This window comes from Pseudoflavonifractor phocaeensis, assembly GCF_038439875.1.
Lineage (GTDB): Bacteria > Bacillota > Clostridia > Oscillospirales > Oscillospiraceae > Vermiculatibacterium.
Window position 1 is genome coordinate 190,814 of sequence record NZ_JBCDMT010000004.1, and the last position, 23,598, is coordinate 214,411.

Below are 23,598 nucleotides of genomic sequence, written 5' to 3' on the forward strand. Positions count from 1 at the left end.
CGGATGGAAAAGGCTGTCCTGGCGCCGGCGCGCCTGCCCGGACGGCAGCTGATCCTGGACGCGGGCCACGGCGGGGAGGACGGCGGCGCTGTTTCTCTGACCGGGGTGCCGGAGAGCGGGATCAATTTGTCGGTGGTGCTCAAGTTGGACCAGGTGTTTGGGTTTTACGGGGTGGTACCGGTCCTGCTGAGGGAGACCGACATCTCGCTCCATGACCCGGAGGCCGACACTCTGCGCAAGAAGAAGGTTTCGGACCTCCATAACCGGGTGGCCGCCATTGAGGGGACGGAGAACGCCGTGGTCATCAGCATCCACCAGAATACGTTTCAGGACCCGGCCTACCACGGGGCCCAGGTGTTTTACCGGCCTGGAGAGGACAGCCAAGCGTTGGCGGCACTCGTTCAGGACAGCCTGCGGGCCATGGACCCCTCCAACCAGAGAAGCCCGTCCAAGATCCCGGATTCGGTATACCTCATGAAGCATATCACCTGTCCTGCCGTGCTGGTTGAGTGCGGCTTTTTGTCAAACCGGGAAGAAGAGGCGAAGCTGAGAAGCGATGGCTACCAGATCAAATTGGCGGCCTGCATCGCCTCGGCCTGGCTTCGCAGCGGTGAAATCAAGAGTGGCGGAACAGAAGGACCTGTGTTATAATATCCACAAAGTGGCTATGTGTGGCTCTTTGGGGCCGTCCGTGATATCGTGATGAAGCATAGAGGCATAGGAGAACGGCCACCAGGGATAAAACACAAGACGGTGAGGGAATACCATGGCCAAGGCAAAAAGCGTTTTTTATTGCACCGACTGCGGGAATGAGGTCCTGCGCTGGCAGGGCCAATGCCCGGCCTGCGGGGCCTGGAATACCATCGTAGAGCGTCCGGCGGAGCCAAAGGGCAAAACACCGAAGTCAACAAGCGGCCGCCGGGATTCCGGGGGCCTCGGCTTTGCCCGGCCCAGGCCCATCACTGAGGTGGAGACCACGGATGAGCTGCGTTTTGAAACCGGGATGAGCGAACTGGACCGGGTTTTGGGCGGGGGAGCGGTGAAAGGCTCTCTGGTGCTGGTGGGCGGCGCCCCCGGCATTGGCAAGTCCACCTTGATGCTGCAGATCTGTGATAATCTGTGCCGTTTTGCAAATGTGCTCTATGTCTCGGGGGAGGAGTCTGAGCGGCAGATCAAGCTGAGGGCGGAGCGTCTCCATGTCCGGGGGGATGGGCTCTATCTGATGGCGGAGACCAACCTGGAAAATATCCTGGACGCGGTGGGGGAGCTGAAACCCGACGTCCTCATCGTCGATTCGATCCAGACTTTATACAATGGCGATCTCACCACCTCGCCGGGAAGCGTGGGACAGGTGAAGGACTGCACCTTGGCCCTGATGAACGCGGCAAAAGGGCAGGGGGTCACAGTATTCGTCATTGGCCATGTCAATAAAGAAGGGTCTATTGCAGGGCCCAAGGTTCTGGAGCATATGGTGGACTGTGTTCTTTACTTTGAGGGAGAACAGCAGACGACTTACCGAATCCTTCGGGCGGCCAAAAACCGCTTTGGCGCGACCAACGAGATCGGCGTATTTGAAATGGCGGACAGCGGCCTCTCCGAGGTGCCGAACCCCTCTGAAATGCTCCTGGAGGGCCGTCCGACGGACACACCGGGGACCTGCGTCACCTGTGCCATGGAAGGGGTACGGCCCGTGCTGGCGGAGGTACAGGCTTTGCTGACCCCCACCAGTTTCAACATGCCCCGGAGGATGGTCTCCGGCGTGGATTTCAACCGCACCATGCTGCTGCTGGCCGTGCTGGAGAAGCGCGGAGGGCTGATGGTCAATTCCTGTGACGCCTACGTCAATGTCGTGGGGGGGCTGGAGCTGGAGGAGCCCGCTGTGGACCTGGCAATGGTGATTGCCCTGGCGTCCAGTTTTCGGGACAAGCCCGTACCCGGCGACTTGGCCGCCGTGGGTGAAGTGGGCCTGACAGGGGAACTGCGGGCCGTCAGTGCGCTGAACCAGCGGTTGTCGGAAGTTCACCGGCTGGGCTTTACCAAATGCCTGGTGCCGTCCCGAAGCGTAAAAGTGTCGGCGCCGGACGGGCTCCAGCTAATCAAAGTGCGCAATATCCGGGAGGCTCTGGCGGCTGTGCTGTAAATGAAAACCCAGCCTCAGCGGGCCTGAGGCTGGGTTTAGCTATGACTATAGTATGGGGAGGAGGCTTGGAGGTTGAGAACCAAGTAAACAAAATGAAAATTTTGTTTACTTGGAGGGAGGGAAAAACGGAAAAAAGCCGTTGATCCTGTCCCGAACCTCTGGTAGTTTGCTTATGGATTATCGTACAGAAGCGCCGCCGATCCTCCGGGACTTCCTGGTCTATCATGAGACCATTCAGGGCCACTCCCGGAAAACTGTGGATGAGTATTTTCTGGATCTTCGCAATTTCTTTCGTTATATCAAGATCGAAAAAAATATGGCTGCCCGTTCGGCTGAGCTTGACTCCATCGACATCAGTGACGTGGATTTGGATCTGGTGCGATCTGTGACGCTCTCCGACGTCTATTCCTACATGAATTACCTCAGTCGGGATCGGGCCCAGCGTCCAAACAGCGATCATTCCGGCTATGGCCTGAAAGCAACTTCCCGGGCCCGGAAAGTTGCCGCCATCCGCTCTTTCTACAAATATCTTACCAATAAGGCGAAGGTTTTGGCGGAAAACCCGATGCAGGATTTGGACTCTCCCAGGATGAAAAAGTCTCTGCCCCGGTATTTGGACCTGGAAAGTAGCATCCAATTATTGGAAAGCGTAGATGGCCCGTTTCAGGAGCGGGACCGGTGCATTCTGACTCTTTTTCTAAACTGCGGAGTTCGTATTTCGGAGCTCATTGGTCTAAACTTGACGGACGTGCGTGGAGAACAGCTCCGTGTCCTTGGAAAAGGCAATAAAGAGCGGATTTTATATCTAAATGACGCCTGTATCCAGTCGATCCAGGACTATTTGGCCGTCAGAGGGAACGAACAAGCCATTGATAAGAACGCGCTGTTTTTGAGCCGCCGCCGGACCCGTATTTCCAAGGCGGCGGTGGAAAAGCTGGTCAAAAAGTACTTGACCAAGGCTGGGCTGGACAGCAGCCAGTACTCCCCCCACAAGCTGCGGCATACCGCGGCCACATTGATGCTGCAAAACGGTGTTGACGTGCGGACGCTCCAGGAGGTCCTGGGCCACGACAACCTGAATACCACACAAATCTACACCCACGTGGACAATGAAAACCTCCGTCTGGCGGCAAAGGCCAATCCCCTGGGGAAGGTCAGGACGGGGCGGAAGAAACCAGCGGCTTCGGAGCCGGAGGAGTAGTCTTTTCCGGCGGGTAGGCTCCGAGAACATGAAGATAACGAATCTGTTGGTAAAAGTAGGTGCTGAGGGGCCGGTAGTCGGCGTCATAGGAATGGGCGGCCAGCAGGGTGTTTTCTGGTGTGGCCGGGTTTCCAATAGATATAATGACGGGGGTGTGGGAGAAAACCTCGCCCTTGAAATTAAATTGGACAAAGTCGCCGGGGAGAAGATTGCGCAGAGTGGTCTCCTCTGCAAAAGGGCCGGGGGTCTCTTTGCCCCGTGTCAGAAAGTTGCGGAAGTACTCGACGCCGGTCCAGGCGGGGGCTTTGTTGTTGGCGTCGATGTAGTACCAGCCATAGACCGGTGTGAAATTCATGACTCCGGTACCGGCGTACAGGCATTGAGAGGCAAAATTGGTGCAGTCCCCTCCCAGTTCCTCATAGTCATAAAACTTTGGATTTCGGCCAAAGGCCCACCGGTGCGCATAGGCCACCGCCGCGGCCCGGTCATAGGGTATGACAGGAGGCGTCAAGGCCCTCCCCCCTTTCGTTTTCCCCATCTTATGCCCAGGAGGAGAAAAAGGAACCCCGCCGCCGGCATTCCTATGCCGGCGGCGGGGTTTTCTATGAAAGGAAGTGCCTCTTCCCTGCTTTCCGGCTTATCCGGCCAGGTAGCGGTACAGGAAGGTGACCACCTGGCTGCGCTGGCACGGGCCGTCGGGACTGAAGGTGCTCTCGGAGGTACCGGAGGTCACTCCGGCCATGGAAGCCCAGAGGACGGCGTCGTGATAATAGGCGTCGGCATCGACGTTGTCCTCAAACTGTGTGCCGGTCAAGACAGAGGGTTTATCAACACAGCGCCACAGGAAGGTGACGAATTCACCCCGGGTTACAGCAGTATCTGGCGCGAAGGTCTGCGCAGAGGTGCCAGCAGTGATGCCGTTTTCATAGGCCCACAGCATGGCCCTGTAATAATAAGCGTCTGCATCGACGGCGTCGACGAAGGGAGAGATCTCAAGCTTCGACGCGGGCTCCCCCATGGCCCGCCACAAGAAGGTGACCACCTCTCCCCGGCTGCAGGAGGACAGAGGGGCAAACTCACGGGCAGAGACGCCGGAGGTAATACCCTGCTGAACGGCCCAGAGGACGGCGTCGGTGTAAAAGGCGTCCGCGGAAACATCCTGGAAGGGATTTTCCATAGCCTCGCCGTGGATGGGAAGGATGGTCCGGGTGGCGGCGTTCTGGAGGGTGAGGGTCAGGTCCCCGGCGGTCTCGGGGATCTCCAGCTCAATGGTAAGGACCAGCTGATGCCCGGCTTTCACGGTGTAGAAGTTGGGCTGAAGATAGACCGTATAGTCATAATTTGCGCCGCTCTCCAGCTCAGTGCGCTGGCCCGCGGAGGCGGAGTCATACCCGGCGGTGGGGTTGAAGAGGTCGATACAGCCGGTGGCGATTTCCTTGGAAGAGACCTGGGTCTGGGCGAAGGAGACCAAGTCGAAATTCTCCAGCCCGCCGCCCAGCCAGGCTCCCTTCTCCCGGATGGTGTCCAGGGGAAGATAGCTGCTGTTCTCCCCTTTGACGAAGGCCATGAAGGGAGTGTCACTGGTATCGGACAGGGAGACGGACAACTTGACGCCGTCCAGCTCCGCCAGCTGGCCGGACACCGGGGCGGCTTTGAGCCGGACCGGAACGGGGCCCTGGATGGTCAGATCCTCGGCCACGTCGAAGGTGTAAGAAACGCTCGGCGTGTCCTTATCCAGGGTCATGGTGGGTTCCTTGACGGCGGCGGAGCCGTTCAGGGCGGTGCGGGCATCGGTTTTCCAGCTGTCATAGCTGGACCACGTACCGTCAATGTTGCTCTGGACTGTGACGGGGGACATATCCTCGATCCCGTTTTCCACGCCATAGAGGTAGTGGCTGAACCAGCGGTTCAGGATCTCGTCGTAAAGCGTGCCGTCAATGGTGATCTCGTAGCCCTGGGAGTCATAGGTGGGGGTGATGTGGCTGCCCTGGTGGAGCAGGAGCTTGGCGTCCTTTCCGGCCCTTTCGTAGGCTTGATACATGAGGTCGAAGTGCTTGGTCTGGACATTGGTATCATTGAGGCCGTGGACGATCAGGGCGGGACACTGGATGCCCTCCCAATTCAAGGTGTAATCCCGGTTGGCCCAGTGGTCACTGTAATCGCCGTTGCTGGCCAGCTGATCCGCTTTGATCTGCGTCAAATAGCGGCCGTAGGCGTCGGCGATGGTGGCGTAGTCCTCCTCATCCAGGTAGCGGCCCGCGCAGTAGGCGGCCAAGTCGTCGCTGTAATTGGGGACATCGCCGGTGGAGACGCCCTGGGAGTTGGTGTAATCGTACCAACTGGCGATGCCGGCCACGGGGACGATGGTTTTCAGGCCCTTTACCCCGGTGGTGGCCAGGCCGAATTGGGTTGTACCGGCATAGGAACGGCCGGTCATGCCAACGTTGCCGTTGGACCAGTCGGCCTCGATGGCAATATTGCCCGTGCGGTCGGTGTAGGCGGTCCGGTCACCGGTCAGCCATTCGATGACGCATTTGAATGCGTCAATCTCCAAATCGGTCCCGCAGGTTTCAAACCCCTCGGAGCCCTTGGTGCCCAAGCCGCCGCACTCCACGACGCCGAAGCCCCGGACCAGGTATTGGTCGTACCAGGTCAGGTCCTCATAATCGTAAAAGTAGTAGTCGTTTTCCGGATCGCTCTCGTAGGGGCTGATATAGTACCAATCGTCCGGGTCAGCGTTTTCAGCCGCCTGGGCGGTGGTGGAGACGCCCTTGGGCGTCCTGGCGGCAGGCCGGGCGTACAGGGAGGCGATGTCGAATTCCCCGTCCACATAGAGCCCCTCCGTATCCTCGATACAGCCGGTGATATAGGGGCGGGCCTCATAGATGGTGGCCACCTTCATGCCGTTCAGCACGTCACCGGGGAGCTGCACTAGGGCCTTGACCAGATCCAGCTTGCCGTCACCGTCGGTGTCGTAATTGGTCTCCACATAGACACAGAAACGGATGACGCCGTCATAGTCGAAAATGGGCTGAGCCATGCCATTGAGGAACAGGGGCTCTTTGCGCTCAGCATGGAGGGCGTCGTACAGTGGGGCGGCATTTTGGAACATGGTCATAAAATCACTGTAAATGACCTGGGCCTCCGGCGCATAGTCTATGCCGTTGGTGAGACCGGCGCTTTCCGCCATGTAGTTGTAGTCGTAGGGATATTCACCCAACTGGGATTCTTTCATCCCGGCATAACGGAGCAGATAAGCGGCGGCCTCCTGTTGGGTCAGCGGGTCATTTGCGGCGGGGCGAAGCTCCGGGACAGAAAAGTCCAGCTCTCCCTGCTCGGTAAGGAAATTTTTAACTGCCTTCCAGGTCAGGACATCACCGGCCTCGTATCCGGAAAGGGCATTTTCCGGTTCCACGGCCAGCGTGGGAAGGGACAGCGACAGTGTGATGGCGGCGGACAACAGTCCCGCGCCTAGGCGCTTTTGAATACGGTTCATGGGTTTTCCCTCTTTCTTCCTCGTTTGTGTCAGTTTAGCCGGGCTGAAACAGCTCCTCCCCCCTCTTTGAGCGCCCACTCTTTCAACTGAAAGAAAAAACGCATGGGCCTGTCCCAGCTTCGGGCAGGCCCATACGCCTCTTTGCGTACACATCATTTTATTTACAGCCTGTCCACAGCTACGCTCACAAGGGCACTGACGGTCCCGGAGGAGATCAGCCGGTCCAGGAGTGTGGTGCTCTCCCCTTTCAAATGGGCAGAAAGGGAGAAGTATGAGAGATAAACTACATGGGAACGGAGGAAAGGCGTTCCATTTGAGAGAAGGGACTCCTCCCCCGCTGTCAGGACCCCCAGATTTTTGGCGTCGGCCACGGCGGTGAGCCAACTGAAATCAGAGGATTCAGAATATCCCAGAGCCCGAAGCAGGAAGGTCATGTAGTCGTTGGGCGCCAGCGGGCTGTCCGTGCCGAACCACACCCGCCACTGTTCGTCCACGGCGTTGCCTTTCGTGTACCCCTTATCGTAGGCGTAGGCCACGTAGGGCAGAGCCCAGTCAGGGACGTCGGCAAAGGTGACGATGCTGGAATATTGCAGAGCCGCCTGCTCCTCGCCCATGAGGCGCAGGAACATGATAAGGCCCTGGATGCGGGTGGGGGCCTTTTCCAGATCGTAGCCGGAGCCATAGCCGGCGTCGCTCCCCCGAAACAGCCCCATGGATTTCAGGGCGTCCGCAAGAGCGTTATAGTCTGTTTCCCCGCTGGGACTCATGGTATAGCTGCCGGTGAGGCGGACCACCGCCGTATCCGAGGTGACGGAAAAGGCCGCGGTGGTCTCCTCCGCCGCCAAATACCGGTGGTTTACGGCCAAAGTACCACCGGAAGCCAGCTGGGTTCCCTCCGTGACGTCCACGATCACGCCGGTAGAGGTCCCAGAGAGGGATCCGGCCAGGGCGATAAGGCCGGAACCTGTCTCCAGGCGGAGTACGTCCCCCCGCTTGACCCGCAGTTCCGTTCCGCCGGATTGAGCGGAGCGTGCGCTTTGATACATCTCCTGGGTCCGGGCGTCGATTCGCTCTTCCGCGGCGGTCACAGTTTTGGGGATAAAGGTGTTTTTCAGCCAGTTGAGCGCAATCAGCGGATCTCCCGCGGAGCCGGCGTCGGCGGCCATGGCCGCCACCCCTGTGAGCAGGGTCCCTGCCAGAAGCAGGGCTACGGCGTTTCTTCGTTTCATGGCGCCTCCGAGATCATGTAGCTGAGGGCCAGCAGGCTGTCTGCAAAATGTACGTTCTCCACCACGACGCCGGACCGGCCCATGTCGAGCTCGGCGTTGGTGAAGTTCCAGATACCCTTTACTCCGCCGGCCACCAGACGCTCCGACATGGGGGCGGCAGCGGCCCGGGGCACGGTCAGGACCCCCACGCTGACAGAGGTCTCCCGCAGGTAGCGTTCCAGTTCCTCAACTGGATGGACTTGTACGTCGGAAACGCTCTTGCCGATCAGATTTGGGTCCACATCGAAGGCGGCGGTGAGGGTAAAGCCGCTGCGGTCAAAATGGAAATTTTCCATGAGAGCCCGCCCCAGGTTGCCTACTCCCAGGATAACGGCGGTATGCTTTTGGTTCATACCCAGGATTTCCGCGATCTCATCCCGGAGAGATTCTACATTGTAACCATAGCCCTGCTGGCCAAATTCCCCGAAACAAGACAGGTCCTGACGAATCTGAGAGGCGGTCAGATTCATAGATTTGCCAAGCGCGCTGGAGGAGATTCGTACCACACCCGCCAGATAGAGATCGGTCAAATGGCGGTAATAGCGGGGCAAACGGCGAATGACTGCGCTGGATACCTTCTGCTTTTTCATTCGTCCACCTCACTTTGTCGATATAGGAAGAATTATTTTATTTAGTCTAACCCATCCACACTTCGTTGTCAACTTTTTCACAAATGCTTGCGGATGGTAAAATCTTATGATATAACGAAATAACAAGGATCCGTCCGGTCATTTATAATGAGGAGGTCGTTTTCATGCTTCCAGAAATTTTTCAGCGCAGAAGTGTCCGGCACTATACACAGGAGCCTGTCAAGCGAGAAGAGTTAACAGAGCTTCTGCGGGCGGCGATGAACGCCCCAACGGCAAAAAACTGTCAGGAGTGGAGGTTCATTGTGGTAACAGACCGGACTTCCCTGGACCATATCAGTGAGATCCATCCCTACGCCAAGATGATGCTCCAGGCCCAGGCGGCCATCATTGTCTCGGCAGATTTGGACGAGGCGTTTACGGAGGGACACGCCTATCTGGACTGTGGAGCGGCCATTGAAAACCTGCTGCTGGAGGCGGTCCACCAGGGGTTGAGCGCCTGTTGGTGCGGATTGGCGCCGGCGGAGGATCGGATCGACTCCTTTCGGAAGGCGTTTGAGATCCCCGTCAATCAGCTTCCCATGGGGGTCATTGCCATTGGGCACCCCGAACATGTAAACCCCAGAGAGGACCAGTATGATGAAAACAAGGTTATCTGGTGGAAGGGCTGAACAAATATGTAAGGCGTCTGCGTGGGATTTCCCACGCAGACGTTTTTTATTCTTCCAGCAGGGCGATCAGTGCTGTCTCATCTAAAACCGGAATGTTAAGTTCCTGCGCTTTACGGAGTTTGGAACCGGCAGCTTCTCCCGCCACCACATAGGAGGTCTTTTTGGACACGGAGCCGGACACCTTCCCGCCCATGGCCTGAATCTTCTCCCCCGCCTCTTTCCGGCTGAAGTGCTCCAGTTCTCCGGTGAGGACGAAGGTGAGGCCGGCGAGCTTGTCCCCTACCGGTTCGGCCCGGCTGCTCATGTTGACGCCGGCCTCTTTCAGAGTTTCAATCAGATGCTTGGACTGGGGGTCCTGAAACCAGGCGGTAAGGCTTTGGGCGGTGATGCCGCCAATGTCGGGGACCGCGGTCAGCTCCTCCTCCGTGGCGGCCTCCAAGGCCTCCAGAGAACCGAACTGCCGGGCCAGGACTTGGGCCGCTTTCTGTCCCACTTGCCGGATGCCGAAGGCAAAAAGCAGCTTGGAGAGGTCGTTCTCCTTGGATTTCGCGATGGCGGCCACCAGGTTTTCCGCAGATTTCTTCCCCATCCGCTCCAGTTTTTCAACTTCATCCGCCTGAAGGCGGTACAGGTCGCCGGGAGCCTTGAGGAGCCCGGCGTTGACCAGGTTTTCCACCACGGCGGGTCCCAGACCCTCGATATCCATGGCGTCCCGAGAGGCAAAATGGACCAGGTGGCGCAGGAGCTGGGCCGGACACTCCGCACCGGTACACCGCAGGGCCGCCCCGTCCTCATCCCGAACCACGGGGGCCCCGCAGACCGGGCAGTGGTCGGGCAGATGGTAGGGCACGGTGCCCTCGGGGCGCTGCTCTTTCAGGACGGAGACGATCTCGGGGATGATCTCCCCCGCCTTCTGGACCAGAACGGTGTCCCCCACCCGCACATCCTTTTCCGTGATGAAGTCCTGATTGTGGAGGGTGGCGTTGGTGACGGTGGTCCCCGCCAGCCGTACTGGTTCAATAACGGCTTTGGGGGTCAGGACCCCGGTTCGGCCCACTTGGACTACGATCTCGGTCACCTTGGAGGGCTTTTGCTCCGGAGGATATTTGTAGGCGGCGGCCCAGCGGGGAAATTTTGCTGTGCTTCCGAGGAGGTCCCGGTCTGACAAGGAGTTTACCTTGATAACCGCACCGTCAATATCGAAATCAAAGGTTTCCCGTTCCTCCCCGATGGCCTGGACCCGCCGGGAACACTGCTCGATGGTCTCGCAGGAGGTGTGTGGAATGACCCGGAAGCGCTGGCCTTCCAGGTACTCCAGGGTTTCCACGTGGGTGGAGAACTCCTTCCCCTCAATATACTGGATATTGAAAATCAAGATATCCAGACGGCGCTCCGCGGCGATCTTAGGGTCCAGCTGCCGCAGGGACCCGGCGGCGGCGTTGCGGGGGTTGGCGAACAAGGGCTGGCCGTTCAATTCCCGTTCCTCGTTGAGCTTGGCAAAGACGGATTTAGGCAGGAAGACCTCTCCCCGGACAATGAGCCGGGGCAGGGCCTCCGGAAGCCGGAGCGGGATGGAGCGGACGGTTCTCAGGTTCTCGGTCACGTCCTCGCCCACCCGGCCGTCCCCCCGGGTGGCCCCCCGGACAAATACGCCGTTTTCGTACTCCAGGGCCACGGAGAGACCGTCCACCTTGGGTTCCACGTCATAGTCCGCCTCCGGCACGCTCTCACGGACCCGCTGGTCAAATTCGGCCAGCTCCTCCAGAGAAAAGACATCCTGAAGGCTCTCCAAAGGGATCCGGTGCACGACCTCGGTAAAGCCGTCGGCAACTTTGCCGCCCACCCGCTGTGTGGGAGAGTCGGGGGTGAGAAGTTCGGGATGGGCGGCCTCCAACTCCTCCAAACGGCGGAGCTTGTGGTCAAAATCGTAGTCCGACATGGTGGGGGCGTCCAACACATAGTAGTCGTAGTTGGCCTGATCCAGCTCTCGCCGGAGCTGCTCAATCTCTTGGTTCAAATCCATGTTAAGCACTTCCCTTTTACAGCTTGGAGCACCGCTTCACAAAATCCGGAGCCCCGCGGCGCAGCAGCAGGAACAGCCAGTGGCCGATCAGGCCGCCCAAGGTGTTCAAAATAAGATCGTCGATATCGGTACCTCGGGAGACGAACAGCTGGAAAAACTCGATGAAAAAGGACAGGGCGAAGGCCGACAGGACCCCTTTCCACCAGCGGGGCTTGTCCGCCAACAGTCCGGCAAAAAAGCCGATGGGCAGGAACATGGCGATATTGCCTGGGAAATTGATCCAGACGGCGTCCCACAGGCCGTGCCGCACGTAGTAGCGCAGCAGGGCCATACTCTCCCGCACAGGAACCAGGTTGATCCCGCCCTGAAAGGCGGGCGGAAGGTGGGGCCGTTCCCCCCGGAGAATGGAGGACCAGAACCCGGCCGGGGTAAGGGTCAGCGCGAGGAGCCCGGCGAGAAACATGAAAAACAGCAGCAGAGCGCCCTCCCGAAAGGGACCGCTTATCAGGCCGTGAGCGGCCAGACGCTTTTTCCGCCAGGGTCTCCAGATCAGCCAGACGAGAGCGCCGAGCAGGGCGGGAAACGCCATTTGAACGAGGTAAGACAAGATCGAATTCAAATGGCGTTCCTCCTCCCTTTTTATTGATTCCAGTTCAAATAGGCCTCGGGGACCTGGCCCACGATGACAGTTTCGGCAATGCATACGGGGGTTGTGACCTGGGTCTCCACGATACCACCAGGCAAAAGGAGCTTGGCCGTGACCGTCACATCCAGCATGACCCTGTGAAGAGTCTGATTGATCCCGGCGCCGGTGAAGTCGTTGCGGTATGAGGCCTCTGCCGAGGCCACCGACAGGACTTGTACGGGCAGGCGGGGACCAATAGCGGAAAGCAGGTCCAGTCCCGTAAGGGCCCCCAGGGGGACGCCCAGATCACGCTCGTCTAAGTTTTCCACCTGGGAGACGATGTCATCCATCACGACCCCCCGCAGGTTGTTGAGGCGAAGGGTGTCCGTGGTGAGGGTGGTGATGTCGCCATTTTGGCCCGCCTGAACGGTGACCATGTCAGAATAGGAGATGGACTGGTCGCTCAGCGCTTTCGTCACAGCCCGGTCGGCGATTCGCGTGATTTGGTTGCGGGCCTGGGTCTCCGCCAGACTGACCAGTTGGGGCCGCAGGGCGGCGTCAAACTGGTGGATTAGGAACAGCGCAAAGCCGATCCCCAGAGCCGCCGCCAGAAGCCGCTGGCTCCGTTCGCCGCCCCAACGACGCACCCGTTTGGGTCCACGGAGCCAAAGCCCGCGCCCCAGTTGTCTCGCCATAGTCTCCACCCCCTCAGGGCAGAGTATGCAAAACGTGGCTTGTCTTAGGACCTCAGCGCCTCTACCGCCAGAAGAATCCCAAGCTTGCCGGACTCGTAGGTCAGTCCGCCCTGGAGATAGGCGGTGTAGGGCTCCCGCATGGGGCCGTCGGCGGACAGCTCAATGGAGGCTCCCTGGATAAAGGAGCCCGCGGCCATAATGACGGGGGTATCGTAGCCGGGCATGTCCCAGGGCTCCGGGGTGACGTAGGAGTCCACTGGAGCCCCCATCTGGATCCCCTTGCAGAATTTTTTCAGGGGGTCGGGGGCGCCAAAATGGATCATCTGAATGATATCGTGGTGGACCTGGGTGGAGGCCGGGTCCGTCTGATACCCCAGAAGCTCCATCATTTTGGCGGCAAAGAGGGCGGTTTTGACCGCCTGGGCGGTGGTATGGGGGGCAAGGAAAAGTCCTTGATAGAAACTGCGGTTGTTGCCTAATGTGGAGCCGCACTCTTTCCCGATGCCGGGGACCGTGAGCCGCATGGCGGCGCCCTCCACCAGATCGTGCCGGCCAGCGATATAGCCCCCGGTAGGAGCCAGACCGCCGCCGGGATTTTTGATGAGGGAGCCCACCACCAGGTCCGCCCCCGCCTGGGTGGGCTCCGTTGTCTCCACAAACTCGCCGTAGCAGTTGTCCACCAGGATGGACACGTCTTGGCGCACGCTGTGCACGGCGTCGCAGATGGCGCCGATCTCCGCCACGGAGAGGGACGCCCGGGTGGCGTAGCCCCGGGAGCGCTGGATCATGACCACCTTGACCTTGGGGTCCCGGACGGCCTGCGAAATACCAGCCAAATCGGGCTTTTCATCGGCGGTCAGCTCCACCTGGCGGTAGCCGATCCCATAGGATTTCAAGGATCCGGGGGCGTCTCCCACGATCCCGATGGCGCTTTGAATGGTGTCATAGGGGGCGCCCACGGCGTAGAGGAGGATATCCCCCGGCTTCAGCGCGCCAAAAAGGGCGCAGGTGATGGCGTGGGTCCCGTTGACGAATTGAAGGCGGACCAGGGCGTCCTCCGTGTGGAAGATGTGGGCATAGATCTCGTCCAGCTTGTCCCGGCCCAGATCGTCGTAGCCGTAGCCGGTGGTGCCGGCAAAATAACTCTCGGATACCCGATGGGTCTGGAAGGCGTCCAGGACCTTTTCCGCGTTGATCTGGGCGATGGTGTCTACACGGGCAAACTGTTCCTTGAGGGCCTCTTCTGCCCGGGCGGCAAGCTGCCGCGTCTCTTCACTTATTTGTAAAGGCATTTTGTTTTACAACTCCGATTTATAATTTGCTCTGGGCCAGGGCGGTCACCAGTTCCACGCAGGCGGAGACGTCGGACAGGTCCACCATCTCCGTGGGGGTGTGGGTGTAGCGGCAGGGGATGGCCACGACCCCGGTGACGACCCCCAGGCGGCTTTGATGGATGACGCCGGCGTCAGTGCCGCCGCCGGTGGTCACGTGCATCTGGTGCTTGATGTTCCCGGCCTGAGCCAGGGCGGTGAGCTTTTCCACCATGGCCGTGTGGCAGATGATGGAGGCGTCCATGATCTTGATGGCGGCTCCCCCGCCCAGCACGGCGCTGCTGGTCTTGGGCGCGCCGGGCCAGTCACAGACGCCGGTGACATCCACGGCCACCGCAAAATCGGGGTCCACGCCATAGGCGGCGGTCTTGGCGCCCCGGAGGCCCACCTCCTCCTGGACGGAGAAGACGAAATAAAGGTCGTTTTTGCTCTCCTTCAGCCGCTTCAGGGCCAGCAGCAAAATGGCGCAGGAGACCCGGTTGTCCAGATAGGGGGAGATGACCCGCCTCCCCGCCTTGGCGGTCTGGGTGGCGTAGACGGCCGTGTCGCCCAGCTTTACCAGGGCCGCCGCCTCTTCCCTGCTGGCGGCGCCGATATCCAGGTAGAGGTCGTCCAGGGTGAGGTTGTTTTCGTCGGCCTTTCCATCTACCTTAACCGTGCCGGCGGTGCCGTTTTCAAAACGGACGGGGACGTTGCGGATCTGCTTGGGCTGAACGCCGCCCAGCTTGCCGAAGCGGATCATCCCGTTGTCCTCCAGGTAGGTGGCAACCAGGCCGATGGAGTCCATGTGGGCGGAGAACATGAGCTTGGGGCCGGTCCCCTTCTTGTGGACGATGAGGTTGCCCAGGGTGTCGGTGGTGAGCTCGTCGGCATAGGGCTTGGCCAGCTCCGAGATGGCCTGGGCCACGGCGGCCTCCCGGCCGGAGGGACCGTGGATGGCGGTCAGCTTCTCGATCAGATCAAACAGTTCCATATTAAATCCTCCCATCGGCGACAGCCTGGATGAAGTGTCCGGCCAGCGTCTCGATATGCTCAAAATCCTGAATGGACGCCACACTGGACGGCGAGTGGAGATAGCGCACGGCGGCGGAGACGGCCCCCACCCGGATACCGGCTTTGGTGCGCTGGATGGCCTTGGCGTCGGTCCCCCCGGAGACATATTCCTTGGTCTGCCAGGGGATGTGGTGCTCCTCGGCAAGATCCCGGAGCAGGTTGAAAAGGCCCTGGTCATAGATGGTGGCGCCGTCCATATAGCAGATGACGGGGCCCTTTTTCGGCCCGCACACCCGGCGGTGGACCGCCGTGGTGGGGTTGTCTGCGGCGGTAGTACCCTCCAGGATAAGGGCGATCTCGGGAGACACAGAGAAACCGGCGCCGAAGGCCCCCCGGGTCCCCACCTCCTCCTGGACGGTAAAGGCGAAGGTGCAGTCTATGGGCAGGTCCCGCTCCAGAAGCTCAATCATCACGGCGCAGCCGATGCGGTCGTCGATGGCCTTGGCTTTCAGCATCCTGTCGCCAAATTCCACGATTTCGTCGGAGAAGACGGCGTAGTCCCCCACATGGGTCAGCCGCTCCGCCTCCGCCTTGTCCCTGGCGCCGATGTCGATATAGAGCTCTTCCAGCTTGGGGATCTTCTCCCGCTCTTCCTTGGCGGTCAAGTGGATGGCCTTCAGGCCGATGGCGCCGGGGACACGCCCCTCCCCCACAAAGACCGGCTTGCCGATGAGGACCCGGCGGTCGATGCCGCCCACGGGGGCTAATTTCAGATAGCCGTCGTCCGTAATCCGCTTGATGATGAGGCCCACCTCATCCATGTGGGCGCAGAGCATCAGGCGGCCGGGGGCGGCCTTGGCGCCCTTCTTGAAGGCGATCAGGTTCCCCATGCCGTCCACCCGGAGCTGGGCTCCGGCGGCAGCGGCCCGGCGGCTGAGGTAGTCCCGGACCGGCCCCTCAAAGCTGGCGGGGCCGCTGAGGGCACACATTGTTTTCACCGTATCGAGAAGCATTACGCCCCCTCCTTTCCAAAGTCCTGGACAAAGGCGGCCAAGAGTTGGGCGGTGTGTTCCATATCCTCCTGGGCCACCACCTCAATGGGGCTGTGCATATACTTCAGGGGCAGAGACACCACGGAGGTGGGGATGCCCTCCAGACAGGTCTGCATATGCCAGCCGTTGGTGCCGGTGCTCCCCTCCATGACCTCCAGCTGGTAGGGGATGTCCAGGGCCTTGGCCTTGGCCACCATGCGGTCGGTGAGGGCCCAGGTCATGTTGGGGCCCATGCCGATGGCGGGGCCGCCGAAGAGCTTGCAGGGGGCGTCGTCGGCGGAGATGCAAGGGGTGTTGGCAAAGGTCACGTCCACCGCCACGCAGCAATCGGGGTTTATGGCGTTGGTGCCCACGATGGCGCCGGAGCCGGAGACCTCCTCCTGGACGCTGCCCATGACGTAGACATCCACGTCCAGCTCCCGGTCCCTCAGCAGTTCCATGGTCCGCAGGAGGACAGCGAAGCAGGAGCGGTCGTCCAGGGATTTGCCGCAGATCTGGCCGTTCTCCATGGGAAAACAGCTCTCTTTGTAAACGATGGGGGTCCCGATGGGGACAAGCCGCTGGGCCTCCTCCTGGCTCAGGCCGATGTCGATCCGCAGGTCCTCAATGGCTACCGCCTTGTCGTGGTCGGCGGCGGTCTGGACGTGGGGCGGCAGGCAGGCCACCACGCCGAAGGTGGGTTCCGGCTTGGTCAGGATGAGAAGTTCCCGGGCGGGGAGCATACGGGGGTCCACGCCGCCGATGGGGGCGAAGCGGAGGAAACCCTCCTCGATGCCGGTGACGACGAGGCCGATCTCGTCCAGGTGGGCGTCCAGGAGGATCTTTTTCGCCCCCGGCCTGCCGCAGGAGCGCAGGCCGATGACACTGCCCAGCCGGTCGATGGAGACCGTGTCCACCAGCGGGGAGAGCAGTTCCATGGCGGTCTGGGCCGCCTCCGCCTCAAAGCCGGAGGGCCCGGAGCGAGAGCAGAGGCGGCGCAGGGTATCGTAAAAATCCATTTGATGACTTCCCTTCTACCGCGCTTACAGCGCGCGTACGATTTTCTTGAAGGCGTCTCCGCGCTCCATGAAGTTTTTGAAATGATCGAAGGAAGCGCAGGCGGGAGAGAGGATCACCACATCCCCCGGCCGTGCCGCCTTGTTTGCCGCCAGCACCGCGTCCCGGAACTCGTGATACTCCTGGATCACGGGGGAACCTTCGGCGTAGCCGGGGGCCTGCTCCACGGCGGAACGGATCTTGGAGGAGGTGTCCCCTGTGAGAATGAGGCACTTTACGTGCTGCGTAATGGCGGGCCCCAGGTCGTCAAAGGGAATATGCTTGTCGTACCCGCCTGCGATGAGGATCACCTTTTCGGGGAAGCATTTTAACCCGGCGATGGTGCGGGTGGGGCTGGAGGCGATGGAGTCGTTGTAATAGCGGACCTCATCCAGGGTCCGTACCAGCTCGATGCGGTGCTCCACCCCGTTGAACCTGGCGGCGAAGTCGCGGATGATCTGGTCGTCCACCAGCCCTTCCACCGCGCCGATGGCCGCCATATAGTTTTCCACGTTGTGGTCTCCGGGGAGCAATATCTCCTCCCGGGGCAGCACCGCCCGGCTCCCCTTCCCGTCCGAAACCCAGATAGCGTTGTCCCGCAGGAAAACGGAGGGGCCCTCCGGCTCCTCCTTCCGGCTGAAGAAGCGCACCTTTCCCGGCGCCCCGGGGGCAAAGGAACGGGTAATGTCGTTGTCGGCGTTGAGGATGACGGTGTCCTCCGCCGTCTGGTGGATAAAAATATTTTCCTTCGCGGAGATATACTCCCCCATGGAGCGGTGGACGTCCAGATGATTGGGGGCCAGGTTGGTGACCACCGCGATATGGGGACTCAGGTCCATGGTCATGAGCTGGAAGGAGCTGAGCTCCACCACGGCGAAGTCCTCCGGCTCCATCATCTCCGCGTCGGGCAGCAGGGGCTTTCCGATGTTGCCGCCCAGATAGACATTGTATCCGGCGGCCTTCAGAAGCCCGGCGATGATGGTGGTGGTGGTGGTTTTCCCGTCGCTGCCCGTGACGCCGATGATAGGACAGGGGCAGACCTGAAAAAAGACCTCCATCTCGGAAGTGAGGACGCTCCCCCGCTCCCGGGCGGCCATCAGCTGGGGCACGTCGGGCCGCAGGCCGGGGGTGCGGAAAATGACATCCTGTCCCTCCAGGTAGTCCAGATAATCCTCCCCCAAATGGACGACCGCCCCCAGACTCTCCAGAGCCTCGATCCGGCCGTCGAAGTCCTCCCGGCCGCGCTTGTCACAGGCGGTCACCTTCGCGCCCGCGCGCAGCAGCATTTGGATCAGGGGGGTGTTGGACACACCGATCCCCAGCACCGTTACCTTCTGGCCCTTGAGACTCTCCAAGTATTCCCGAATGGTGAGACGCATATTGTGGTCCCTCCTTGCTTCTAAAAATCAGCCAAAATATTATATCGCGTTTGGCGGCAGATTTCAATGAAAACAGGTTTGACATTGGCCCCCTGATAGGATAAAATGAGACAGCAAGCAAGCTGGGCAGCCGCGGGGAGAGGCCGAAAGGTCCTCCCTGAGGAAAGTCCGGGCTCCGCAGGGCAAGGATAACGGGTAACACCCGCCGGGGGCGACCCTAGGAAAAGTGCAACAGAGAGAAACCGCCTCGCCCCTTCGTGGGGAGAAACGCGCGGCGAAAGGAACGAGCCATGCCGCTTGCGGCGTGGGGCGCGACTGGAGTCTGCGCCGACGAGGTAAGGGTGGAAAGGCAGAGGTAAGAGCCTGCCCGATGGCTGGGAACAGTCCATCGCTGTAAACTCTATCCGGAGCAACACCGTGGGAACACACCAGGCCGGCCCGGCCGTGTTCAGGAGGTGGCTGGAGCGCGGCGGCAACGACGCGCCTAGATAGATGGCTGTCTTAAAGGACAGAACCCGGCTTACAGGCTTACTTGCGCCATATGGAACGGCACCGCTCACACAAGCGGTGCCGTTCCTTTTTGCTTATTTCCCGGCCTCCTCCGCAAACTGCCGGGCGTAGAGGTCGTGATAGTACCCCTTCTTCGCCAACAGGTCCCGGTGGGTCCCCTGCTCCACGATCTTGCCGCCCTTGACCACCAAAATCAGGTCGGCCTGGCGGATGGTGGACAGCCGGTGGGCGATGAGGAAGGAGGTGCGGCCCTCCAAAAGCCTGGCGGTGGCCTTCTGGATGAGCTGTTCGGTCTCGGTGTCGATGGAACTGGTGGCCTCGTCCAGCACGAAGATGCGGGGGTCAGCCAGCACGGCCCTGGCAAAGGAGATAAGCTGTTTTTCTCCCGTGGAGAGCCGGTCGCCCCCCTCCCCTACCTGGGTGTCGTAGCCCTGCTCCAGCTTCTCCACCACCGTGTCGGCGGAGACAGCCCGGGCGGCGGCGTAGACCTCCTCATCGGTGGCGTCCAGCCGCCCATAGCGGATATTTTCCATGACCGTGCCGGAGAAGAGGTGGGGAGTCTGAAGGACATAGCCCAGGGAGGAGTGAAGCCAGAGCTGGCTGCGTTCCCGGTAGTCCACCCCGTCGATCAGAACCCGCCCGCCGGTGGGCTCGAAAAAGCGGCAGGCCAGATTTACAAGGGTGCTTTTCCCCGCCCCGGTCTCCCCCACGATGGCCACGGTGGTGCCGGCGGGGATGTGTAGGTCAAAGTGGGAGAGCACGTCCTCGGTGCCGTCGGGATAGCGGAAGGACACGTCCTCGAAGGTGACGTCCCCGTGGATGGACGGCCAGTTTTCCGGGCGGGGATGGAAGGCGTCGCCGTAGGCTTTCGTTACCTCGGGGGCATCCGTGACCTGGGGCTCCTCCTCCAGAAGGCCCAACACACGCTCCAGGCTGGCCTGGAGGGAGATGAACTCGGACAGGTTTCGGGCGGTCTGCTGGATGGGCTCAAAAAGGCCTGTGGCGTAAGAGAAAAAGGCGGAGAGAGTGCCCAGGAGGAGAAGGCCCTCCCGCTCCAGAAAGCCGCCCCGGACCAGCACCAGGGCGGTGGCCAGGGTGCTGAGAAAGAGGATGAGGGGGACGTAGATGGCGGAGAGCCGGGCGGAGCGGACCCCGGCCCGCTCCATCTCCCCCGTCAAGTCCTGGAAGGAGGCGGCGTTCTGTTCCTCGATGACCAGGGTCTTGGAGGTCTTGGCTCCGGTGATCCCCTCGTTGAAGGCCCCGGTAATGCGGGAGTTGAGCTTGCGTACCCGGCGGTTCCACTTGAGGATGCGGTTTTGAAAGTACCCGGTAAGCAGGACGATGACGGGCACTACCAGCAGCACCAGAACAGCCAGCTTCCAGTTGAGGAAGAGCATGGCGATATAGGAGCCCGCCATATAGAGGATGGCCCAGAGCAGGTCGGAGACATTCCAGCCGATGAGGGTCGCGATGCGGCCGGTGTCGTTCATGGTCCGGGCCAGGAGATAGCCCACGGGGGTGACATTGTAGAAGGACAGAGAGAGCTCCTGAAGGTGGACGAACTGGGCCCGGCGCAGATCCCGGCCGAAGTTCATCTCCACCCGCATACAGGCGCGGGTGAAGCGGATCACCAGAAGGGCCTGGAGGATGACCAGGGCGGCGTAGGAGACGCCGAAAACGGCCAGGCCGCCGGTCTGGCCCCCGACGATAAAGGTGTCGATGGCGTAGCGCTGGAACAGGGGGAAAAGCACGTCGATGAGGGCGCACAGCAGGTTGCACAGAAAGACCCGGCCCAGCTCGCGGCGGTAGGGCTTCAAGTAAGGTAAAATCCCTTTCCAGGTCTTCCAGTCCAGAGAGGTGTCAAATTCCTTTTCCTCACGGGGCATTACGCCTCACCTCCTTCCCCAGCCAGCAGACGCCGGTCGTCCTGGCTCATCTGGATTTCATAGACCCGATGGTAGGGGCCGTTCCGGGCGATCAGCTCCTCGTGGGTGCCCTCCTCCGCCACGCGCCCGTCCTCCAGCACCAGAATATGGTCGGCCTTCATGAGGGTGGTGACCCGGTGGGAAATGAGGATCAGGGTGGTGCCCATGGCCTCCCGGAGCAGGGCGCCCCGGATCCGCTCGTCGGTCTCGGTGTCCACGGCGGAGAGAGAGTCGTCCAGGAGAAGCACCGGGGCCTGGCTGAGGAGGGTGCGGGCGATGGCCACCCGCTGCTTTTGGCCGCCGGAGAGGGTGACGCCCCGCTCCCCCACGATGGTGTCGTAACCCAGGGCCATTTCGGCCAAGGCCTGATCCACGCAGGCCACCCCGGCGGCCCGGCGGACCTCCTCCCGGCTGGCGGCGGGGCGGGTGGCTTTGATGTTCTCCTCCACCGTTTTGGAGTAGAGAAATGGCTCCTGGAGCACAAGGCCGATATTCCGCCGCAGCTCAGACTGTGGAATGTCCCGCAGGTCTATCCCGTCGATGGTGATGCGCCCCTCCCCCGGCCCCAGGTCGTAGAGCCGGGTCAGCAGGGCGGCCACCGTGCTCTTGCCGCTGCCGGTGCCGCCCAGAATGGCGAAGGTGGTTCCGGCGGGGACGGTGAAGGAGACGTCCCGCAGTACCGGTTCCTCTCCGCCGTAGCCAAAGGTGACGTGGTCGAATACGATGTTGCCCTTCCAGTCCGGGATCTTGGGCTCGGCGGGGAACTGCTCCTCCTGGGCGTCCATGATCTCGCCCACGCGCTCGATGGAGACGCCCGCCTTGCTCATTTCTGAGAGGACACGGCCCAGGCCGCGGACGGGCCAGATCATGGCGGCGTTGTAGGTGAGGAAGGCCAGGAAGGTCCCCGGGGTGATGGCCCCGGATACCGTCTCGCCGACGCCCACCAGAAGCACGGCCAGGATTTGAAAGCCGCACAGCAGGTCGCCGCAGGCCCAGTAGACGCTCATCAGTTTGCCCAGCCTGATCCAAAGGTCGGAAAACCGCTGATTTTTCTCGTCAAATTTGCCCACCTCATAGGCCTCCCGGCCAAAGGCGCGGACCACCCGCACCCCGGTGAGGTTCTCCTGCACGTCGGTGGTCAGCTCCCCTTCCGCCTCGTCGGCGGCCAGGAACCGCTGGGCCATCTTGGCGTAAAAAAAGAGCGAGTAAATGACCACTACCGGCAGAAAAGCCAGGGCCACCAGGGAAATCTTTACACTCATAGAAAACATGAGGACGAAGGAGACAAAAACGAGGAACAGGACCCGGAAGGCCTCCAGACATTGGGTGGTGACGAAGCTGCGGATGACCTCCACGTCGGAGGTGCACCGCTGGATGATCTCACCGGTCTGGTGGGCGGTGTGCCAGGCGAAGGGCAGCTTTTGGATATGGGTGAACAGGGTGTCACGGATGCCCTTCACAAAGCGCTCCGAGCACATGGCGGTGCCCGTCCGGCTCAAAAACCCGAACAGGGCGGCCAGGCCAGAGACGGCCAGCACCCCGGCGGCGGCCCAGAGGAGGGCCTTTTCAAAGGTCAGGGAAGACAGCCATTGGATCAGTGGGGCGGGCAGATCTTGAAAGGGCTGGCTGCCGATGATGGAGTCCACGGCGGAACGAATGATCTGCGGGGTCAGCGCGGTAAAAAGAGTATTGAGCATAGAGCACAGCAGCGAGAGGAGGAACAAAGGCGCCGCCGGGCAAAGGAAACGCCAAATGACGGCAAATTTGCGCTGTCTCATGGAACGCCCTCCTTTCTATAAGATGTAAGAAAATGGTTTGGCAGCCGTAAAAAGGCCCCCGCGACCACCTATGGGGCGGTACACGGGGGCGAAACATGAAACGAAAGGAAATCAGTCCTGATCCCAGTTGTGCCAGACATTCTGCACGTCGTCGTTCTCCTCCAGGAGGTCAATGAGTTTCTCCATGTTTTTCACGTCCTCCTCAGACTCCAGCTTGACGTAGTTCTGAGGAACCATTTCTACGGCGGCGTTGACAAAAGAATATCCTTTGGCCTCCATAGCCTCCAGCACGGAGCCGAAAGCGTCGGGAGTGGTGGTGATCTCGAAGCAGTCTCCCTCGGAGCTCATGTCCTCGGCGCCGGCATCCAGCGCGTCCATCATCACGGTATCCTCGTCCAGGTCTTCCTTTTCGATGACGATGACGCCCTTCTGATCGAAAGACCAGGAGACGCAGCCGGTGGCGCCCAGCCCCTTTCCGTATTTGTCCAGCAGATGGCGCACCTCGGGTGCGGTGCGGTTGCGGTTATCCGTCAGCGCGTCCACGATGATGGCGACGCCGGAGGGGCCATAGCCCTCATAAGTAACCGTTTCAAAGTTGTCCGCGTTGCCGGAGCCCATGGCCTTCTCAATGGTGCGCTTGATGTTGTCGTTGGGCATATTGACGGCCCTGGCTTTGGCGATGACGGTAGCCAGGCGGGAGTTGTTGTTGGGATCGCCGCTGCCGCCCTGCTTGACCGCCACGATCATCTCCCGGGCGATCTTGGTAAAGGCCTGAGAACGCTTGGCGTCCGCAGCCCCCTTGGTTTTCTGGATATTATGCCATTTCGAGTGTCCCGACATATGATCTGTCCCTTCTTGAAAAGTTGCGAAAATAGTTTATCATACTCAA

The 23,598-nt window shown here is 60.7% G+C and carries 19 protein-coding genes and 1 other RNA gene; 5 read left to right on the forward strand and 15 right to left on the reverse strand.

What is annotated here, in order from left to right; genetic code table 11:
* Positions 1-3 precede the first annotated feature (3 nt).
* From AAEU42_RS08130 to AAEU42_RS08140, 3 genes are all read left to right on the forward strand, one after another.
* Positions 4-651, forward strand: coding sequence for an N-acetylmuramoyl-L-alanine amidase (locus tag AAEU42_RS08130; protein ID WP_342233035.1), 648 nt, complete (start codon positions 4-6; stop codon positions 649-651).
* 115 nt (positions 652-766) lie between these two features.
* A complete protein-coding gene (gene radA, locus AAEU42_RS08135) occupies positions 767-2,140 on the forward strand; it encodes a DNA repair protein RadA (protein ID WP_342233036.1) in 1,374 nt (457 codons plus the stop codon).
* Positions 2,141-2,312: 172 nt separating this feature from the next.
* Complete coding sequence (locus AAEU42_RS08140; RefSeq protein WP_342233037.1) at positions 2,313-3,341, forward strand: tyrosine recombinase XerC; 1,029 nt, start codon at positions 2,313-2,315, stop codon at positions 3,339-3,341.
* On the opposite strand, the gene AAEU42_RS08145 is transcribed toward AAEU42_RS08140, so the two are convergent.
* The 4 genes from AAEU42_RS08145 to AAEU42_RS08160 form a co-directional block, all read right to left on the reverse strand.
* Positions 3,295-3,852, reverse strand: a complete 558-nt coding sequence (locus AAEU42_RS08145) for an amidase domain-containing protein (RefSeq protein WP_342233038.1) — start codon at positions 3,850-3,852, stop codon at positions 3,295-3,297. The two genes, AAEU42_RS08140 and AAEU42_RS08145, sit on opposite strands and share 47 nt — an antisense overlap.
* 126 nt (positions 3,853-3,978) lie before the next feature.
* On the reverse strand, positions 3,979-6,837 hold the full coding sequence (locus tag AAEU42_RS08150) for a CocE/NonD family hydrolase (protein WP_342233039.1): 2,859 nt from the start codon (positions 6,835-6,837) through the stop codon (positions 3,979-3,981).
* 161 nt (positions 6,838-6,998) lie between these two features.
* On the reverse strand, positions 6,999-8,066 hold the full coding sequence (locus AAEU42_RS08155) for a hypothetical protein (protein ID WP_342233040.1): 1,068 nt from the start codon (positions 8,064-8,066) through the stop codon (positions 6,999-7,001).
* Entirely contained in the window at positions 8,063-8,695 is a 633-nt protein-coding gene (locus tag AAEU42_RS08160) for a redox-sensing transcriptional repressor Rex (RefSeq protein WP_342233041.1), read from the reverse strand. The genes AAEU42_RS08155 and AAEU42_RS08160 overlap by 4 nt, the downstream gene beginning before the upstream one ends.
* Before the next feature lie 164 nt (positions 8,696-8,859).
* Between AAEU42_RS08160 and AAEU42_RS08165 the strand changes: the two genes are divergently transcribed.
* The gene (locus tag AAEU42_RS08165) at positions 8,860-9,363 is read left to right on the forward strand and encodes a nitroreductase family protein (RefSeq protein ID WP_342233042.1); all 504 of its coding nucleotides are present in this window, start codon (positions 8,860-8,862) and stop codon (positions 9,361-9,363) included.
* 46 nt (positions 9,364-9,409) lie between these two features.
* Here the strand turns inward: AAEU42_RS08165 and ligA are convergent, their stop codons facing one another.
* Genes ligA through murD form a run of 8 tightly spaced genes read right to left on the reverse strand, consistent with a single transcriptional unit; the run spans position 9,410 to position 18,496 of the window.
* Positions 9,410-11,386: an NAD-dependent DNA ligase LigA gene (gene ligA / locus AAEU42_RS08170; protein ID WP_342233043.1), complete on the reverse strand. Its 1,977-nt coding sequence runs from the start codon at positions 11,384-11,386 to the stop codon at positions 9,410-9,412.
* A gap of 16 nt (positions 11,387-11,402) precedes the next feature.
* A complete protein-coding gene (locus tag AAEU42_RS08175) occupies positions 11,403-12,005 on the reverse strand; it encodes a VanZ family protein (RefSeq protein ID WP_342233044.1) in 603 nt (200 codons plus the stop codon).
* Positions 12,006-12,025: 20 nt separating this feature from the next.
* The gene (gene yunB / locus AAEU42_RS08180; RefSeq protein ID WP_342233045.1) at positions 12,026-12,706 is read right to left on the reverse strand and encodes a sporulation protein YunB; all 681 of its coding nucleotides are present in this window, start codon (positions 12,704-12,706) and stop codon (positions 12,026-12,028) included.
* Between the two features lie 44 nt (positions 12,707-12,750).
* Positions 12,751-13,998, reverse strand: coding sequence for a methionine gamma-lyase family protein (locus tag AAEU42_RS08185; RefSeq protein ID WP_342233046.1), 1,248 nt, complete (start codon positions 13,996-13,998; stop codon positions 12,751-12,753).
* 19 nt (positions 13,999-14,017) lie between these two features.
* On the reverse strand, positions 14,018-15,010 hold the full coding sequence (locus tag AAEU42_RS08190) for a M42 family metallopeptidase (RefSeq protein ID WP_342233047.1): 993 nt from the start codon (positions 15,008-15,010) through the stop codon (positions 14,018-14,020).
* A 1-nt stretch (position 15,011) separates the two neighbouring features.
* Complete coding sequence (locus AAEU42_RS08195) at positions 15,012-16,043, reverse strand: M42 family metallopeptidase (protein ID WP_342233048.1); 1,032 nt, start codon at positions 16,041-16,043, stop codon at positions 15,012-15,014.
* Positions 16,043-17,080 (reverse strand): M42 family metallopeptidase, encoded by a 1,038-nt coding sequence (locus AAEU42_RS08200; protein ID WP_342233049.1) that lies wholly within the window; start codon positions 17,078-17,080, stop codon positions 16,043-16,045. The genes AAEU42_RS08195 and AAEU42_RS08200 overlap by 1 nt, the downstream gene beginning before the upstream one ends.
* Before the next feature lie 24 nt (positions 17,081-17,104).
* On the reverse strand, positions 17,105-18,496 hold the full coding sequence (gene murD / locus AAEU42_RS08205) for a UDP-N-acetylmuramoyl-L-alanine--D-glutamate ligase (protein ID WP_342233050.1): 1,392 nt from the start codon (positions 18,494-18,496) through the stop codon (positions 17,105-17,107).
* 114 nt (positions 18,497-18,610) lie between these two features.
* Here murD and rnpB point away from each other — a divergent pair.
* Positions 18,611-19,035: RNase P RNA component class A (gene rnpB / locus AAEU42_RS08210), an RNA gene on the forward strand.
* A 45-nt stretch (positions 19,036-19,080) separates the two neighbouring features.
* On the opposite strand, the gene AAEU42_RS08215 is transcribed toward rnpB, so the two are convergent.
* The 3 genes from AAEU42_RS08215 to AAEU42_RS08225 all read right to left on the reverse strand — a co-directional run bounded on the left by AAEU42_RS08215 (position 19,081) and on the right by AAEU42_RS08225 (position 23,549).
* Positions 19,081-20,892, reverse strand: coding sequence for an ABC transporter ATP-binding protein (locus tag AAEU42_RS08215; protein ID WP_342233051.1), 1,812 nt, complete (start codon positions 20,890-20,892; stop codon positions 19,081-19,083).
* A complete protein-coding gene (locus AAEU42_RS08220; RefSeq protein ID WP_342233052.1) occupies positions 20,892-22,709 on the reverse strand; it encodes an ABC transporter ATP-binding protein in 1,818 nt (605 codons plus the stop codon). The genes AAEU42_RS08215 and AAEU42_RS08220 overlap by 1 nt, the downstream gene beginning before the upstream one ends.
* Before the next feature lie 111 nt (positions 22,710-22,820).
* On the reverse strand, positions 22,821-23,549 hold the full coding sequence (locus AAEU42_RS08225; RefSeq protein WP_342233053.1) for a YebC/PmpR family DNA-binding transcriptional regulator: 729 nt from the start codon (positions 23,547-23,549) through the stop codon (positions 22,821-22,823).
* Positions 23,550-23,598 lie beyond the last annotated feature (49 nt).

Bases quoted from the DNA above. Each gene is read 5' to 3' on its own strand.
- AAEU42_RS08130 (WP_342233035.1), top strand. From the start codon at position 4: ATGGAAAAGGCTGTCCTGGCGCCGGCGCGCCTGCCCGGACGGCAGCTG.
- radA (WP_342233036.1), top strand. From the start codon at position 767: ATGGCCAAGGCAAAAAGCGTTTTTTATTGCACCGACTGCGGGAATGAG.
- AAEU42_RS08140 (WP_342233037.1), top strand. From the start codon at position 2,313: ATGGATTATCGTACAGAAGCGCCGCCGATCCTCCGGGACTTCCTGGTC.
- AAEU42_RS08150 (WP_342233039.1), bottom strand. From the start codon at position 6,837: ATGAACCGTATTCAAAAGCGCCTAGGCGCGGGACTGTTGTCCGCCGCC.
- AAEU42_RS08155 (WP_342233040.1), bottom strand. From the start codon at position 8,066: ATGAAACGAAGAAACGCCGTAGCCCTGCTTCTGGCAGGGACCCTGCTC.
- AAEU42_RS08160 (WP_342233041.1), bottom strand. From the start codon at position 8,695: ATGAAAAAGCAGAAGGTATCCAGCGCAGTCATTCGCCGTTTGCCCCGC.
- AAEU42_RS08165 (WP_342233042.1), top strand. From the start codon at position 8,860: ATGCTTCCAGAAATTTTTCAGCGCAGAAGTGTCCGGCACTATACACAG.
- ligA (WP_342233043.1), bottom strand. From the start codon at position 11,386: ATGGATTTGAACCAAGAGATTGAGCAGCTCCGGCGAGAGCTGGATCAG.
- yunB (WP_342233045.1), bottom strand. From the start codon at position 12,706: ATGGCGAGACAACTGGGGCGCGGGCTTTGGCTCCGTGGACCCAAACGG.
- AAEU42_RS08185 (WP_342233046.1), bottom strand. From the start codon at position 13,998: ATGCCTTTACAAATAAGTGAAGAGACGCGGCAGCTTGCCGCCCGGGCA.
- AAEU42_RS08190 (WP_342233047.1), bottom strand. From the start codon at position 15,010: ATGGAACTGTTTGATCTGATCGAGAAGCTGACCGCCATCCACGGTCCC.
- AAEU42_RS08195 (WP_342233048.1), bottom strand. From the start codon at position 16,043: ATGCTTCTCGATACGGTGAAAACAATGTGTGCCCTCAGCGGCCCCGCC.
- AAEU42_RS08200 (WP_342233049.1), bottom strand. From the start codon at position 17,080: ATGGATTTTTACGATACCCTGCGCCGCCTCTGCTCTCGCTCCGGGCCC.
- murD (WP_342233050.1), bottom strand. From the start codon at position 18,496: ATGCGTCTCACCATTCGGGAATACTTGGAGAGTCTCAAGGGCCAGAAG.
- AAEU42_RS08215 (WP_342233051.1), bottom strand. From the start codon at position 20,892: ATGCCCCGTGAGGAAAAGGAATTTGACACCTCTCTGGACTGGAAGACC.
- AAEU42_RS08220 (WP_342233052.1), bottom strand. From the start codon at position 22,709: ATGAGACAGCGCAAATTTGCCGTCATTTGGCGTTTCCTTTGCCCGGCG.
- AAEU42_RS08225 (WP_342233053.1), bottom strand. From the start codon at position 23,549: ATGTCGGGACACTCGAAATGGCATAATATCCAGAAAACCAAGGGGGCT.